Genomic DNA, 16416 nt, shown 5'->3' with positions numbered 1-16416 from the left:
AATAGGTCTTGAGCCGCTTTGGCGACCATTAACCTTGACACCGATGAACGGCTGGCATGCAATAGCATCTCTTTTCGCACCATTTGCGGTCCTTTTGTTGGGCGTGCAACTCAGCCGCGATGATTTGTTTAGATTATTGCCGGTTCTGATCGGGCTAGGTGCACTTTCCGGTCTTTTTGGTTTGCTGCAGGCAATTAGCGGCGGGAACCCAGTGCTATATTTTTATCGGATCACCAACAATGGATCAGCAGTAGGGCTATTTGCGAACCGGAATCATGCAGCAGCGCTGCTTGCATGTCTTTTCCCAATGCTTGCGGCCTTTACGGCGATAACTTTCGGTAGCGTAGACCGGCAGAGAAGCCGGCAGATTTTAGCGGCCGCGATCGGGATCGTCCTTATTCCCTTAATACTGGTCACCGGTTCGAGATCTGGCCTCCTCCTAGCTGTCATCGGCTTGATGGGTGCAGCGATGCTTTACCGACAACCGCTTACTGGCAGACCAGTTAGACGTAGCGCCATGCAATGGAAATTTACGGCCGCACCTCTTCTTGCTGGTGTGACCATTGTTTGTCTGGGGCTTCTATCCTTATACTTTTCTCGTGCGGAAGCAGTGGAGCGACTCTTTTTACACTCCGCCGGAGACGATGGGCGAGCGCAGTTTTGGTTGATAGCAGTCGACTTGTTCTGGAAATATTTTCCGGTGGGATCCGGATCTGGTTCGTTTGTCGAAGCTTTTCAAATTGCTGAGCCCAATCGCCAGCTCGATTCGACTTACCTAAATAGGGCACATAATGATTGGCTAGAAACCGCGGTAACATTTGGTGTTCCAGGTATATTGTTACTTGTCGTAGCGTTGGTCGCTTATGTGAAAAAGGGTTACTTTGCTTGGTTTTGCGCAGATCCTTTGCGTCGTGCGACTGTGATGGCTCGCATGGCATCACTGGCCATAATCATTTTAGCGATCGCCAGCGCCTTTGATTATCCGCTGCGTACCCCGACGATGATGTGCATTTTTGTACTCTTGACGCTTTGGCTCGCGGAATCGGGGCGGCTGCATTCGCGTGTAGAAGATATCTCGGGTGTGGAGCGCTGAAGATGCGCCGTTCGAACAAACGATCTCGCTTTATTAAGCTATTGAACAGTATCGGTATCGTCCGTCTTTTGCTGGTTTTGGTTGCAGGCATTGGAGGATCGTCGCTTATTTTCGCACTTACGGTGTCGGGAGTAACTAGGATCAAAAATCCTCAACTGGCGCTAATGTTCGTCCCTACCGACAGTAGCGCACTTGCAGCTAGGGCAGATCAACTACTCTTTTCCAGTCTAAAGAAGCCTGCGCCGGAGGTTCGCTCTTTTGCACGTGCCGCACTGATCCAACAAGCTATTAATCCGAAAGCGCTCCGTGTTTTGGGTTATTATGCCGATGCACAGGGAGATGCAGTGGCGGCTGAAACATTAGTTCGATACTCTGCCAGACTTTCTCGTAGGGAAACAGGTGCGCAGTTATGGCTTATAGAGGCGAGCGCACGTCGAAACGACACCCAGCAAGCCTTGAAGCACTATGATATAGTGCTTCGAACTAAGCCTGAGGTGCAATCGTTACTTTTCCCCCGACTTGTCTCAGCAATTGAGGAGCCTGAAGTTCGAGCGGCGCTTATTCCTTATATCAAAAATGGTAGCAGTTGGACGATTCCATTTCTCTTTTATGCTAATGCGAATAGCGGAAATCTAAATGTAGTAGTCGACTTGGTCTTGGAGTCGGGAGGACTTGCGGATGTGGATGCGGCGAAGAGCCAAATACTTGGGTTGCTCGAGCGACTGGTAAAGGCAGAACAATTTACCGAAGCCCGCCGATTGTATATGGGTTTACCCGGCTCCAACCCGACGAAACTGAAAAGTGTCGAGTTCTCGAATTCAGATCGGACCGGGGAATTCGGGGCGATTGGTTGGCTTTTGGTTGTCGATCCCGATGCAGGCGGTCAATTTATAGAATCCAATGCAGGTGATCGACCGAGGCTAGCGATTTTCGCAAATGCATCCACGACACGGACCGTTGCGTCAAAACTTCTCTATTTGAGTCCGGGAGACTACCAGTTCGACGCCCGCGTTACCCCGATTGATCGCGGTTATGGGGGTTCTATCCGATGGCAGCTGCGCTGCGCCGCCAAACGGTCAGGTACAGAGATTTGGACTTTTGATGTAGTCGATGCAACTGCGCGTGATGCTCTCACAATCCCATCAAACTGCCCGGTGCAGTTTTTGGACCTGATCGCCTCTGGTGGCAACGGACAAACCGGCCTTGAAGCGATTATATCTTCAGTACGTGTCATTCGTATTGCCGGATGATAGCGTATTGATTTTACCGACATGAACAAAAATCGCATTTTCATAACCGGCACCGCTGGTTTCATCGGATATCATCTCGCCGAACTTCTGCTTGCGCAGGGGCACTTTGTTGGAGGCTATGATGGCATGACTGACTATTATGATGTCCGCCTGAAAGAGCGCCGCCATGCGATGCTCAACCAGCACGAGGGTTTTTCTGCGACCGAGGCGATGCTTGAGGATCAGGAGCAGCTCCAAACTGCCATCTCTTCGTTTAAGCCGGACGTGATCGTCCACTTGGCGGCTCAAGCCGGGGTCCGCTACAGCATCGAAAATCCACGCGCCTATCTCGACGCCAATATTGTCGGGACATTCAACATCATGGAGGCCGCCCGCTTGGCAGGCGTCCAGCATCTTCTCATGGCCTCCACCTCAAGCGTTTACGGTGCCAATACCGAGATGCCCTTTACCGAAACCGAGCGCGTGGCGACGCCGCTCACCTTCTATGCAGCATCGAAGCTCGCCAATGAGGCGATGGGCCACAGCTACGCGCATATCTACAACCTGCCGATCACCATGTTCCGCTTCTTCACCGTCTACGGGCCGTGGGGCCGGCCAGACATGGCACTTTTTAAGTTCACCAAAGGTATCATCGACGGTACGCCAATTGACGTCTACAACAATGGCGACATGTGGCGTGACTTCACCTATGTCGACGATCTCGTTCGTGGCATTGCCGGTCTCATCGATGCAGTCCCACAGCGCCCCGAAAAGCCGGAAGACATTGCTCCAGGTGATAGCCTAAGTCCTGCCGCTCCCTTCCGTGTCGTCAATATCGGCAATTCTGAGAAAGTTCGTCTCTTAGACTTCATCGGCGCCATAGAAATCGAAATTGGCAAGAAGGCCATTCGCAATAGCATGCCAATGCAACACGGCGATGTCCCCGCGACCTGGGCGGATTCCTCACTCTTGAAGGTGCTCACCGGATATCGTCCACAGACACCTTTTCGCGAGGGCGTGGCGCGTTTTGTGCACTGGTATCGCGATTATTACGCGTGCTGATCGCAGGAATCTAAAGGGAATACATAATGAAAATCGCGATGATCGGATCGGGCTATGTTGGCTTGGTATCTGGCGCCTGTTTTGCCGATTTCGGGCATGATGTGGTCTGTGTTGACAAGGACCAGAGCAAGATCGACCGGCTGAACGCCAATATCATGCCGATTTACGAGCCGGGGCTGGATGCGTTGGTGAAGACCAATGTCGATGCCGGGCGGCTGAGCTTCTCGACCGATCTGGCTGGTTCGGTGAAGGGCTGCGATGCGGTGTTCATCGCAGTGGGCACACCCTCGCGCCGCGGCGATGGTCATGCCGATTTGAGCTATGTCTATGCGGCCGCGAAAGAGATTGGCGAAGCGATTGATCCCAAGACCGTGGTGGTCACCAAATCGACCGTCCCGGTTGGAACGGGCGACGAGGTCGAGCGCATCATCCGCGATGTACGGCCCGATCTGGAGTTTGAAGTCGTCTCCAACCCCGAGTTCCTGCGCGAAGGCGCGGCGATTGGCGATTTCAAGAGGCCTGACCGCATTGTTGTCGGCACCGATACCGAATGGGCGCGCGAAGTGATGCGCGGCGTCTACCGCCCACTCTTCCTCAATGAATCGCCGATCCTTTTTACCAGCCGCCGTTCGTCCGAACTGATCAAATATGCGGCGAACGCTTTCCTTGCGACCAAGATCACCTTCATCAACGAAATGGCCGACCTTTGCGAGAAGCTGGGCGCGAATGTGCAGGATGTCTCGCGCGGCATCGGCCTCGACAACCGCATTGGTTCAAAGTTCCTGCATGCGGGCCCCGGCTATGGCGGCAGTTGCTTTCCCAAGGACACGCTGGCGCTGCTGAAGACCGCGCAGGACAACGACACCCCGGTGCGCATCGTCGAGGCGGTGGTGCAGGCCAATGACCTCAGAAAGCGCGCGATGGGGCGCAAGATCGTAAATGCGCTTGGCGGCGATGCACGCGGCAAACGGATCGCGCTGTTGGGCCTTACCTTCAAACCCAATACCGATGACATGCGCGATGCCCCCTCAATCGCCATCGTCCAGACGCTGATCGATGCAGGCGCCGAAGTTTATGCGCATGATCCCGAAGGCATGGAAGAAGCCGCCAAGATCCTTCCGCAAGTCAAGATGACCGAAAGCGCCTATGCCGCAGCGCAAGGCGCGGATGCGGTTGCCATCGTCACCGAATGGGACGCCTATCGCGCGCTCGACCTTGCCAAGCTCAAAGGCGTGATGAAGGGCGATGTCCTCGTCGACCTGCGCAACATCTACCGCCCCGAAGAAGGCGCCAAGGCCGGGTTCGATTATTATAGTGTCGGGCGGAGCTGCACGTGATGCTAAGCATAAGTAATGGCTGATCACAGCCGCTTAGCCCGGCCCTCCTCCAGCGATGTGTTTTAAGAAATCCCTTGAGGCCGTAAAGTCCGCGCTAAAGCCTTGGATAGATCCATTGTAGGCGCCCCTAGCCTTCTAGCCTTTTTCCCATGAAAGCTCGACGTTTCTTTTATACTTCCGCGGACACTGTGCATGCGATTGGAGCTGGCGTCAGTCGCATTGAGCTTCAGCAGATGAGCAACATTATATATCGCCTCTACTAAAATGGACGTCGCCGTGAATTGCACTTGGACGAAGCTCTCGCAGTCGCCTTACGATACCAAATTTCGCAATTGCTTCACCTCGACCGGCTCCCAACTGCTAGTCGACAGGCCGCACTTTGAGCTTCACTAGATCGATGGCGCACTCTCTATCCAGCTCAAATCGCGAGAAGCGATCTAAATCAAACCACCCAATTCGGTGACAGACAAATGCTCTACGTATGAATCCAAGTTTTGTAACCAACGTTCAATCAGGTATATGATAAGGCTTGACGCGATGGATCACACTTTGATTTCGTGTCGTAATATCAAATCCAGTTTTTCAGGATAAAGCATGCAAATTCTTGACCGTCGCATTTCGCCATCCGCAAAACCTTATGTCATCGCAGAGGTGTCTGCCAATCACGGAGGTGATTTGAACCGGGCGCTTGACATGGTTGCCGCTGCTGCGGAGGCTGGTGCATGTGCAGTCAAATTTCAGACTTACACTGCGGATACTATAACCATCAGATGTGACCGTCCCGAGTTCCGTATCGAAAACCCCGATAGCCTTTGGAGGGGACGCACTCTTCATGATCTCTATAACGAAGCGCACATGCCGTGGGAGTGGCATGCCCGATTGTTCGAAGAGGCGCGCCGACAGGGTATCCATTCGTTTTCAAGCGCTTTTGATGAAACAGCCGTAGATTATCTCGAGGCACTGGATGTGCCATGCTATAAGGTGGCCTCGTTCGAGCATACATTTATTCCGTTGCTTGAAAAGGTGGCCGAAACTAAAAAGCCATTAATAGTATCTTGCGGTTTGGCGACGTTCGAAGATATCTGGCAGACGGTTCAGGCTCTTAAAGATGCTGCATCCGGGCCAATATGCCTACTCTCTTGCACCAGCAATTACCCTGCAGCAATTGAAGACAGCAACCTTAGGCGAATCCCAGCTATAAAGACTGCATTTCCCGATTGCCAAGTCGGCCTTTCAGATCACACGGTTGGTCACACAGCTGCTATCGCGGCTGTGGCCTTGGGCGCCTGTGTTTTCGAAAAGCATTTCAAACTTGCAGATGATCGCACTTCAGTGGATGCAGCTTTTTCAGCTACTCCCGCTGAATTGAAAGAGTATATCAGTCGCATTAATGATGCTTGGTCAGCATTGGGGGAAGCAAAATTCGGTCCCGCGAGCGCTGCGGAAGCCGCATCAATGCAGTTTCGTCGATCAATTTATGCGGTAGCTGATATTAATGAAGGGGAGGCTTTCACAATCAAAAATATACGATGTATTCGTCCGGGTCGCGGACTACATACTAAGTACTTTAAAAGCGTTTTAGGTAGAACGGCAAAGCAATCAATCTCATACGGCACCCCACTAAGCCTTGATTTGATTTCAGAATAAAATGACAGAGCTTACTATTGCGACGGTACTGCTTACCCAGTGCAAGGCAAGCTAGGATCGAAATCTCTCAGTTCCTTGTTTATTTGGACATGATTTATGTAAATAGGGAGGAAAATTAAACCTTTAGACTTTATTAGAGAATGTCGGCACTCATTTTATTTCTTTGGTGGCATCCAGCCAGTCAGACTGGAATTTTGAAACTTTAATCTCGAAGCCAGCATTGCGATGGAGGCGTTCGGAAGCTGAATTCTCCGCATGAATCTTGCTTACTATGCGATTGACGGATGGATGAGATCGGCGAAGTTCTTTTTCTGCCGCAAAATATAGAGGAAGCCCTATCCGCTTTTCATGCCAAGCAGGTACTAGATATATGGATAGATAGGCATTGGTGCACCCATCACTAAGATCAAATCGGACAACGCCTACCGGCTCATCGGCTTGCATGAAAATTCGAAAAATACAGTCTGGATCAGTTAAGCACTTTCGAAGCCAGGTGAGGTGGGACTCCATTTGGGGTTTCTCCGACCCAGCCCAATTGTAGTGCCAATTGCGCTCGTCGGTCCGCCATCTCAGCAAATCTTTTGCATCCTCGATTTCCACGTCACGAAATCCTAAGCGTAAGGCTCTTATCCATGCGGCTAGACGCCATGCTCCTTGGCCATCAACCGTTTTGGGGCCTCTAACGGACAGCTTTTTTCGAAGTACTTTATCTTCTGCAAGTGACAATATGCCTCGCTTAATTGAAGCAACATCAACCTCCGAATGATGGCCAAGATAGACCAAAGCACCTTTTGCGATCATGCTTTCAACTTGCGGTAGCTGGTTTTCTGCGGTTGAAATTACGAGTGATGGAAGCCCAAGATGCAGTCGCTCCCAGAGCATCACACCTCCAGCGCCTAGGGCGAGGTCGGCGCTGCGCATTAGCTCTACCAGTTTGCTCTGTGTTGGGCTTTGATGCAATTTTATGTGCGTCGATCGGTCCACCGTATCTAGCAGTTTGGGTTCGATTTGCGCTCCTGGCCCCACTAGAACGTCAATATCCATGTGATTTAGAGATGCCGCCGCTTCTATGGCTTTCGATAACTCTTGCGTTGGATCGGCACCACCAAAGCATATATTTAGACGCAGCCGTGATCGGGGGATTTTTCGTTGCGGGCTTTTTAAATTAATGACCTGTGGAGACAATGGGGCATAGCTAGGCCCAGCCAAGACGAGTCCCCGGCCACTAACTCTTGTGTTGCCATGGGGCCGCACGATCAAATCGGCGTTGCATGCAACATCAAGATCGTCAAGCACTACTAAGCTCATGTTTGATTTAGCTGACTCTATCTCCCATTGCTTTATCCAGCCATATTGGTCTACTAAAATAACATCGGGGTTCCAGCCGCGCGCCTCCATTGCTTGAATTGCCGCTAGCGGAGAGTTTTCTTCTGGCGACAAAGTTAAAACTTGCGTTCTTGCCGAGAAAAACGCACCAATATAAGATGCTCCTTCGCAATTGGTAACTAATAGAATTTCGACATCACCACTTTTCTGTAAAGCAGTGGCTATTGGTGCTATCCTTGCAAAATGGCCCATCCCAGTCTTGGCGCCTGCATCGGCGCGGATGGCGACCCGCATGCATGTAGGCGTAATCTTATTATGCAACGATTGCGTAGTCATGCACCCCCATACTCCATAAATGTCTACAAAGTCATCACTTTTATCTCTTGACCGTGCTTGCTTCCAGTTACGATTAGTTATCAGTAGAGCTGAAAATATCTTATCGTTAATTAGCCTATCGACTAGAGTATCTCACTTGCATATAGTTAGTATAAAGCGTCTTCAGATACCGTTAGATCGCTGATAACAGTAGTAAATTTAATAGATACCATCGAGGCGGAGACCGGAGCGAAGGAAATCCACAATTACATCCTAATCGAGCAGGGCGACGCTAAAGTAACTTGAGTCGGCGCCTCACTCCTGCAGTCGCGCACAGGATACCGTCCGTAGACACTTTTTCGCCAAGAGGAATCTTGCTTCGTTCGATAGTACAGCGATTATTATGCGTCTTGAATGTGGTTGATTGCGACTTGGTATCGGACTAATTGAATTATGCATCTATCCACGCATAGTGTCGCAAAACCTTGGGGTGTTGTGGACCTTCCACAACCCTTCCAATCTGCAGGGACAGAGCAAATCGGCGAGATCTGGTTCGATCCTCCACCCGCGCTCCCAGACATCCTCATCAAATACATCTTCACCTCGGAAAAACTCTCCGTCCAGGTTCACCCCTCGGATGCCGATACTGAGGCGGCGGGTCTCGGGCGTCGGGGTAAGGAGGAGTGCTGGCTCATAACGTCCGCGGAACCGGATGCGTCGCTGGCCATCGGCTTCAAGGAGGAGTTGGATGCAGAGACGGTCCGCGCCGCGGCCTTGGATGGTTCGATTGAGGACCTCCTCGTCTGGCATCCCGTTTTTGCGGGCGACTTCTTTTATATTCCTGCAGGCACGGTTCACGCCATTGGCGCCGGGGTCAGCCTGATCGAGGTGCAGCAGACTAGCGATATCACTTACCGCCTCTATGACTATGGCCGTCCCCGCGAACTGCATCTGGATGAGGCACTCGCCGTCGCGAAACTGGCGCCATACGATACCAAATTCCGGAAGCGTATTGCGCCGGTGGGTTCTCAATTGCTTGTCGAGGGGCCACACTTTGAACTTCACTATGTCGACGGTTCGGCGGGTGAAGATGCCCTTACATTCACGGGCCAACCCGCTCTGATCCTGCCCCTTGAGGGTTCCGTCTCTGTGGGCGGTGAGGCCGTCCAGCCCGGGCAGTGTGCTCTTCTTGACCGCGAGGAGCTGGATTTTGGCGCTGGCGACAAATTTCTGCTCGCGCGTAAATCGCTCGCAAATTCCCGATAAGCACCCGGCTCGATCTTCCGGCCCCGCCAGAAAAATTGTGCGCACAATGCAAACTCACTCCGCACAGGCATGTCAAAGGTGACTTGACATGTCAAACGATGCTTGACATACTGCGGCATGGAAATCGACAGCATCGCCCATAAGGGACTGCGCCGGTTCTTTGAGACCGGCAATGCAAAGGGCTTGGTGGGTGATGTGACCCGTATCCGTAAAATGCTCGCCTTCATAGACGCCGCGGGCAGCTTTGACGAATTGGCTGTGCCACCAAATTATGGCCTGCATGAGCTTGTTGGGGACAAGGTCGGGCGTTGGGCCATGACTGTGACGAAGAATTGGCGGCTGACCTTTGTCAGGATTGATGAGGCGACCATCGCCGACCTGAATTTGGAGGACTATCACTGATGGCTTTGATTATGCACCCCTCTCTGGCAGTTCACCCCGGTGACTGGCTAAAAAGCGAGATTGTTGATCCGAGCGGCGTGAGCATCAATCGCCTCGCGTCCTGCTTTCACGTCACCCGACAGACACTCAGCAGCCTATTCAATGGCCATACAGCGCTCTCGGCAGAAATGGCGATCCGGTTCGAGAAGGCTTTTGGCGTCAAGGCTGATACGCTGATGCGTATGCAGATAGCATACGATCTGGCAAAGGCCCGCGCACATGCCGAAGACATAGTCGTAGACGAAGTCCTGGCTGCCGCCTGAGGTGGCCAACTCAGGTCTCCATTTTCGTCTCAGGACATGTGAAGGGCCATTTTTACCGCTCTTCTAACTTCCCTCATGAACCCGCCCATACCTTTTGGCGCCAAAATAATTGTCAGTCAGGCGATGCCCGATAAGCACCCGAGACATTCTGTGCGCTGCGGGCTTGCGGCGGCCGTGCTCGCAATTCACCGGGCCCGGCGCTCGGCCAGGGCGGCAATGACTTTCACTTTTTCAGTTTCCGGCATGGCCCCCCAATCGGCTATTTCTTGAATAGACCTGCCGCATCCCGCGCACCATCCAGTCGCCTGATCAATATGGCAGACGCCTATGCAGGGGGATGCTACTGGATCGTCTGGTTGGCGAGCATTGGTCATGTTGTTGCGTGTTCCGGCGACTTGTAAATTTTCGGCCCATGTAAGGCAAAATCACCTGCAGCGACACTCACTTTGACACGTCGAATGCGATTGGAGCGTGGCATCGGCCCATTGCGGCGCGGTTTGCGGGGCAGCTTATATTTTTACGCTGAAAGTCGCTTTTCCCGGTGCGGTTTGGTGCTTTATTGGGCGGGATGAGGGGGGGGTGCCTGGTCGCTGGCACATTCCATCCCCTATGGCACCAGTTGGCGGCAAATGTAGCCATTCTGGTTGTTAACGCGCAATGGCATTGCCCCGCTTGGTGGTAAGATTTTCGTCTCGAAGGTTCTTCTTCGGGTCGCATTAACTGGCTCTAGACCCGGCGCTGTTTCGATGGCGCCGGGTTCTTTGTTTTCTGTTTCGGCTCCCCTGCCTCGCCAGCCATGCTCGCCTCTGCTTGACCCTGCTTCAAAACAGAACATAATAAGAACAAATGCGAGTCGGCGATTCTCTTTCCTCCCTCCCTGGGGGTGATGGCTTGTTGCGGGTTGGTGCGCAGCCTGTGCGCGCGCGCGCGGCGCAGGGCATGCGGCGCTGGGCGAGCGGGGTGGCCTCGCTCGATGCGGCGCTGGCGGGCGGGCTGGCTTATGGGCGGGTACATGAATTTTATGCCGGGGAAGGGGCGGATGCCCCGGCGGCGGCGGGTTTTGCGCTGGCTCTGCTGACGGCGATGGCGGGAGGGGCGGATGGTTGCTCCGCGCTCTGGCTGCGTTCGCGCCGGGCAGTGCGGCAGGCGGGCGTGGTGCAGGCCAATGGCTGGGCGGAGCTCGGCGGCCGTCCCGAAGACTGCCTCTTTGCCATGATTGCCGATGCGAAGGAGCTGCTTAAGGCCGCCGTCGATGGCCTGCGCAGCGGGGCCTTGGGCGCGGTCGTCGTCGAAACGCAGGGGAACCTGCCCGAGTTGGATCTGACCGCGAGCCGACGCCTCGCGCTGGCGGCCGAGAAATCGGGGACGACGCTCTTCCTGTTGCGCAGCGGGGCGGAGCCGGTGCCGAGTGCCGCCGAAACGCGCTGGCGGGTGGCGGCGGCGCCTTCGCATGCGCTTCCCGCCAACGCCCCGGGAGCGCCGGTTTTCGCGATCGAATTGTTGCGCCAGCGTTCGGGGCCATCGGGCCTCAGCTGGCAGTTGGAGTGGAACCGTGACCGACGCATCTTCACCGAAGCGGCATCTGGCGATCTGGTTTCCGTACCTCGCCGCGGATCGCCTGCGGCAGCAGGAGCCGGACCGGTGCGTTTCGGCCAGCGCGCCGCCTGACGCGGGGCTGGCTTTTGTCGCCAAGCAGAAAAATGCGCTGCGGCTGGCGGCGGTGGATGCGGCTGCGCAAAGGCTTGGACTGGCACCGGGAATGGCGCTTGCCGATGCGCGGGTGCGCGTCCCCGGCCTGATCGCGGTCGAGGCTGATGTGGTGGCGGATCGGCACTGGCTCGATCTGCTTGCGCGTTCGTGCACCCGCTTCTCGCCGCATGTCGTGCCTTGCCTTCCCGATGCCATCACCATCGACATCACGGGGTGCGAGCATCTTTTTGGCGGTGAGGCGGCGCTTGTCGAGGCGGTCGCGGGGCATGTCGAACAAAACGGGATGACGGCGCGCCTTGCCTGTAGCGGCACGGCAGAGGCGGCACTGGCGCTTGCCCGCCATGCGCGGCTTCCGGTGGTGGACGAAGGCAAGGCCATTCGCGGCTTGCCGGTGGCAGCCCTCGGGCTTGATGAAGAAGCGACACTGGGGCTGGCGCGCGCGGGGCTGAAAAGCGTCGGCGCGGTGGCGGCGCGCCCCGGCGCGGCGCTCGCGGCCCGGTTCGGGATCGAGGCGGTGCGCGCGCTTGAACGGCTGTTGGGCGAAGAGCATTGCCCCGGCACGCCGCTGCGCCACCAGGCCCCCTTGCGCTTTGAGCGCCGCTTTGCCGAACCGGTCGCGCATGAGCGCGCGGTGGCGGCGGCCTTTGTCGAATTGCTGGCAGAGGGCGCGCAGATGCTCGAGGAACGCGGGCTGGGCGGGCGGCGTTTTCGCCTGACGCTCGATCGCAGCGATGGCGCGAAGCGGCGGCTCGAAATCGAAACCGGTGCGCCGACGCGCGATGCCGCGCTGGTGCTGCGGCTGTTCGATGAACGGATCGCCTCCCTTGCTGACCCGCTCGACCCGGGTTTCGGCTATGACCGGCTGGCGCTGCATATCCCGCTGGCGGAGCCGCTCGGCGCGACCCAAGCTGCGCTTGACGGGGCGGAGAAGGCCGGTGGCCGCCTCGCCGAACTGGTTGATCGGCTGAGCACGCGGCTTGGCCCCGGCAGCATCCGGCGGCTGGTGCCCAATGACAGCCATATTCCGGAGCAGGCGCAGCTCGCACTGCCCGCCATCCACTGCCCGGCGCCCATGCGCTGGCCCGCCCCGCGCGTGGGTGAGCCGCCGCTGCGTCCGCTCTTCCTCTTCGACCCGCCGCAACCAGTCGAGGTGCTGGCGGAGGTTCCCGACGGGCCGCCGCATCGTTTCCGCTGGAAACGCAAATTGCACGAGGTGCGGCTCTATGAAGGGCCCGAGCGGATCGCGAGCGAATGGTGGAAGAAAAAGGGAGGCGAGCAGAGCGGGAAGGGAGGCCTCACCCGCGACTATTACCGCGTCGAGGATGCGCGCGGCCGCCGCTACTGGATTTTCCGCCACGGCCTGTATGAGGAAAAGACGCAGCCCAAATGGTATCTGCACGGCCTGTTCGCATGAGCGCCCCGTTCGCCGAGTTGGTCGCCGCGACCAATTACAGCTTCCTGCGCGGGGCATCGCACCCTGCCGACATGGTGTGGCGCGCGGCGCTGCTGGGGATGAATGGCATCGGCATTGCGGACCGGAATAGCGTCGCCGGCGTCGTCCGCGCGCACGTCGCCTGGCGCGATGTACGTGCGCAGATGCCCGATTTCCGGCTGGTCGTCGGGGCGCGGTTGGTCTTAGCCGATGATACGCCGGATATGGTCGCCTATCCGATGACCCGCCTTGGCTGGGGGCGGCTCACCCGGCTGCTCACGCTTGGCAACCGGCGCGCGGTGAAGGGCGATTGCATTTTATATTTTGAGGACTTGCTGGAATATGCGGATGAGATCGCATTCATCGCACTCCCGCTTCGCGCCTTCGCGTCTTTGCGTGAATCCGATCAAAATTCTCACGCAAAGACGCAAAGACACGAAGAAGAGTGCCTGCGGCAGCTAAAGGCAAAAACACCCCATCTTTGTATCGGTGCAACGATGCCACGCGGCGGGACCGACGCCAGGAAACTGGCTGAACTAGCAGAGTTAAGCGCCACCACCCGTATCCCGCTGATTGCTACCAACGATGCGCTTTATGCGACGCCCGAGGCGCGCGCGCTCCACGATATCGTCACTTGCATCCGCGAAGGCACGACCATCCAGAGCGCCGGCAGGCGGCTTCTTGCCAATGCCGAGCGGCACCTGAAACCGCCGGAGGAAATGGCGCGCTTGTTCCGCCACTACCCGCAAGCGATTGCGGCGACGCAGGACCTGCTGTCGCGCATCGCCTTCACGCTCGACGACCTCAAATATGAATATCCGCACGAGCCGGTGCCGAGGGGGTGGGAGCCGCAGGCTTGGCTCGAGCATATGGTGATGGAGGCTGCGAAGGCGCGCTTTCCCGAAGGCGTGCCCGCCATCTGGCGCAAGACCATCGATGGGGAATTCAGTCTTATCCGGGCCAAGGGCTATGCCTATTACTTCCTCACCGTGCACGATATTGTCCGCCATGCGCGGAGCCTCGATCCGCCTATCCTGTGCCAGGGGCGGGGGAGCGCGGCCAATTCGGTGGTCTGCTACCTGCTTGGCATCACGCCTGTCGATCCGGTCGCGAACAAGCTGCTCTTCACGCGCTTCCTCTCCGAAGAGCGCAACGAGCCGCCCGATATCGATGTCGATTTCGAACATGAGCGGCGCGAGGAGGTGATGCAATATATCTACCAGCGTTATGGCCGCGAGCGCGCCGGGATCGCAGCGACGGTGATCCACTACCGCCCGCGCAGCACGATCCGCGAGGTGGGGAAGGCGCTGGGGCTGACCGAGGATGTGACGGCGCGGCTTGCGAGCACCATCTGGGGAAGCTGGGGTGGTGATGTGCCTGAGGCGCGGGTGACCGAGGCGGGGTTCGATCCCGCCAATCCGGAAATTGCGCGATTGAAAAATCTGGTCGACCAACTGCTCGAATTCCCCCGGCATTTGTCGCAACATGTCGGCGGCTTTGTGCTCACCGAAGGGCGGCTGGATGAGCTGGTGCCGATCCATAATGCGGCGATGCCCGACCGCACCTTCATCGAATGGGACAAGGATGATATCGACGCGCTCGGGCTGATGAAGGTCGATGTGCTCGCGCTCGGGATGCTGACCTGCATCCGGAAAAGCTTTGACCTGATGCGCGCCAATGGCCTCGGTGATTACAATCTCGCGACCATCCCCACCGAATGCCCCGAGGTTTACCGCATGCTGCAAAAGGGCGACAGCATCGGGACATTCCAGGTCGAAAGCCGTGCGCAGATCAACATGTTGCCGCGGATGAAGCCCGCCTGCCTTTACGACCTTGTCATCCAGGTGGCGATCGTGCGGCCGGGGCCGATCCAGGGCGGGATGGTGCATCCCTATCTGCGCCGCCGGAACAAGGAGGAAGCGGTCGACTATCCCTCGCCCGCGCCGCCGCACGATCCCGATGAGCTGCGAGACGTCCTCGAAAAGACGCTGGGTGTGCCGCTGTTCCAGGAACAGGCGATGAAGCTTGCCATTGTCGCCGCCAATTTCACCCCGGCACAGGCCGATGGCCTCAGGCGGGCGATGGCGACCTTTCGCAATGTGGGCACGATGCACCGTTATGAGGAGATGCTGGTCGATGGCATGGTCGCGCGCGGCTACACCCGCGACTTTGCCGAACGCTGCTTTGGCCAGATCAAGGGCTTTGGCGAATATGGCTTCCCCGAAAGCCATGCGCAGGCCTTTGGCTGGCTGGCCTATGTGTCGAGCTGGCTCAAATGCCACCATCCGGCGGTGTTCACCTGCGCGCTTTTGAACTCGCAACCGATGGGCTTTTATGCCCCCGCGCAACTGGTGCGCGATGCACAGGAACATGGCGTCGAGGTGCGCGGGGTCGATGTGGGTGCGAGCGGCTGGGATAATGGCGTGGAGTGGACGGCAGGCGAAAAACTGGTCCTGCGCCTCGGCTTTCGCCAGATCGATGGTTTCCGCCAGACATGGGGAGAGGCCATCGAAACTGCGCGTGCATCCGGCCCCTTTGCCTCGATCGAGGATCTGGCCCGCCGTGCTGCACTACCCCCTGCCGCCTTGCGCAAGCTGGCAGATGCCGATGCCTTTGGCTCATTGGGCAAGGGGCGGCGCGATGCGTTGTGGGAGGCGCGGCGGACGCCATCCGACCAGCTGCCGCTCTTTGCCTTTGCCGATGCGGCGGAACTGGGGGCGGAACCCGATGCGCAGTTGCCCATAATGCCGCTGTCGGAGGAGGTGGTCGCCGATTACCAGATGCTGCGGCTGTCGCTAAAGGCGCATCCGATGCAGTTCCTGCGCGAACGTTTCACCCGCGAAGGCGTGCTGAGCTGCGCCGATACCAATGCCGCGCCCGATGGTCGACGGGTGGCGTGCGCGGGCATCGTCCTCATCCGCCAGCGGCCGGGCAAGGGCAATGCCGTGTTCATCACGATCGAGGACGAGACTGGCGTGGTCAACGCACTGCTCTGGGCGCGCGACATGGAGAAGCAGCGGCGTGCAGTCATGGCGTCGCGGCTGATGCGGATCGAGGGGGAAATCCAGCGCAGCAACGAGGGCGTGGTCCACCTGATGGCAAGCCGCATCATCGACTGCACTGAGCGGCTCGACTATCTCTCCGAAAGTCACCGCGCCGATCCACAACTGGCACGCGCGGACGAGGTGGCTCGTCCGCAAACGCCCCGCGCATCATCTCCACGTGCACCGGGGCGCAGCGCCGGGCATCCGCGCAATGTGCGGATATTGCCCAAGTCGCGCGACTTTCACTAGGC

The 16416-nt window shown here is 57.0% G+C and carries 13 protein-coding genes; 11 read left to right on the top strand and 2 right to left on the bottom strand.

From position 1 onward, the window contains the following. Nucleotides 1-43 precede the first annotated feature (43 nt). From ACFSAG_RS04395 to pseI, 5 genes are all read left to right on the top strand, one after another. Complete coding sequence (locus tag ACFSAG_RS04395; protein WP_381511713.1) at nt 44-1093, top strand: O-antigen ligase family protein; 1050 nt, start codon at nt 44-46, stop codon at nt 1091-1093. A 2-nt stretch (nt 1094-1095) separates the two neighbouring features. Then, nucleotides 1096-2343 (top strand): tetratricopeptide repeat protein, encoded by a 1248-nt coding sequence (locus ACFSAG_RS04390; RefSeq protein WP_381511711.1) that lies wholly within the window; start codon nt 1096-1098, stop codon nt 2341-2343. A gap of 21 nt (nt 2344-2364) precedes the next feature. Further along, nucleotides 2365-3384: an NAD-dependent epimerase/dehydratase family protein gene (locus ACFSAG_RS04385; RefSeq protein ID WP_381511709.1), complete on the top strand. Its 1020-nt coding sequence runs from the start codon at nt 2365-2367 to the stop codon at nt 3382-3384. Between the two features lie 26 nt (nt 3385-3410). Beyond that, nucleotides 3411-4721 (top strand): UDP-glucose dehydrogenase family protein, encoded by a 1311-nt coding sequence (locus ACFSAG_RS04380; RefSeq protein WP_381511707.1) that lies wholly within the window; start codon nt 3411-3413, stop codon nt 4719-4721. Nucleotides 4722-5315: 594 nt separating this feature from the next. Beyond that, a complete protein-coding gene (pseI, locus tag ACFSAG_RS04375; protein WP_381511705.1) occupies nt 5316-6368 on the top strand; it encodes a pseudaminic acid synthase in 1053 nt (350 codons plus the stop codon). A gap of 150 nt (nt 6369-6518) precedes the next feature. Here pseI and ACFSAG_RS04370 read toward each other — a convergent pair whose 3' ends face one another. Further along, on the bottom strand, nt 6519-7988 hold the full coding sequence (locus ACFSAG_RS04370) for a GNAT family N-acetyltransferase (protein WP_381511703.1): 1470 nt from the start codon (nt 7986-7988) through the stop codon (nt 6519-6521). Between the two features lie 474 nt (nt 7989-8462). On the opposite strand from ACFSAG_RS04370, the gene ACFSAG_RS04365 reads away from it, so the two are divergent. From ACFSAG_RS04365 to ACFSAG_RS04355, 3 genes are all read left to right on the top strand, one after another. Continuing rightward, nucleotides 8463-9275: a class I mannose-6-phosphate isomerase gene (locus ACFSAG_RS04365; protein WP_381511701.1), complete on the top strand. Its 813-nt coding sequence runs from the start codon at nt 8463-8465 to the stop codon at nt 9273-9275. A gap of 117 nt (nt 9276-9392) precedes the next feature. Then, nucleotides 9393-9677 carry a type II toxin-antitoxin system RelE/ParE family toxin gene (locus ACFSAG_RS04360; RefSeq protein WP_381511699.1) on the top strand — a complete coding sequence of 95 codons (285 nt, stop codon included), beginning with the start codon at nt 9393-9395 and terminating at the stop codon, nt 9675-9677. Then, nucleotides 9677-9979, top strand: a complete 303-nt coding sequence (locus ACFSAG_RS04355) for a HigA family addiction module antitoxin (protein WP_381511697.1) — start codon at nt 9677-9679, stop codon at nt 9977-9979. The genes ACFSAG_RS04360 and ACFSAG_RS04355 overlap by 1 nt, the downstream gene beginning before the upstream one ends. Nucleotides 9980-10164: 185 nt before the next feature. Here ACFSAG_RS04355 and ACFSAG_RS04350 read toward each other — a convergent pair whose 3' ends face one another. Further along, entirely contained in the window at nt 10165-10353 is a 189-nt protein-coding gene (locus ACFSAG_RS04350; RefSeq protein WP_381511695.1) for a DUF1289 domain-containing protein, read from the bottom strand. Between the two features lie 517 nt (nt 10354-10870). Between ACFSAG_RS04350 and ACFSAG_RS04345 the strand changes: the two genes are divergently transcribed. Genes ACFSAG_RS04345 through ACFSAG_RS04335 form a run of 3 tightly spaced genes read left to right on the top strand, consistent with a single transcriptional unit; the run spans nt 10871 to nt 16414 of the window. Continuing rightward, complete coding sequence (locus tag ACFSAG_RS04345) at nt 10871-11647, top strand: ImuA family protein (protein WP_381511693.1); 777 nt, start codon at nt 10871-10873, stop codon at nt 11645-11647. After that, nucleotides 11532-13103 carry a Y-family DNA polymerase gene (locus ACFSAG_RS04340; RefSeq protein ID WP_381511691.1) on the top strand — a complete coding sequence of 524 codons (1572 nt, stop codon included), beginning with the start codon at nt 11532-11534 and terminating at the stop codon, nt 13101-13103. The genes ACFSAG_RS04345 and ACFSAG_RS04340 overlap by 116 nt, the downstream gene beginning before the upstream one ends. After that, nucleotides 13100-16414 (top strand): error-prone DNA polymerase, encoded by a 3315-nt coding sequence (locus tag ACFSAG_RS04335; RefSeq protein ID WP_381511689.1) that lies wholly within the window; start codon nt 13100-13102, stop codon nt 16412-16414. Before ACFSAG_RS04340 ends, ACFSAG_RS04335 begins: the two co-directional genes overlap by 4 nt. Nucleotides 16415-16416: the final 2 nt, after the last annotated feature.

It is taken from the genome of Sphingorhabdus buctiana (genome assembly GCF_042680825.1).
Taxonomy (GTDB): Bacteria; Pseudomonadota; Alphaproteobacteria; order Sphingomonadales; family Sphingomonadaceae; genus Sphingorhabdus_B; species Sphingorhabdus_B buctiana.
The sequence above is the reverse complement of the archived record's forward strand: the minus strand, read 5'-3'. Positions and strand labels throughout refer to the sequence as shown.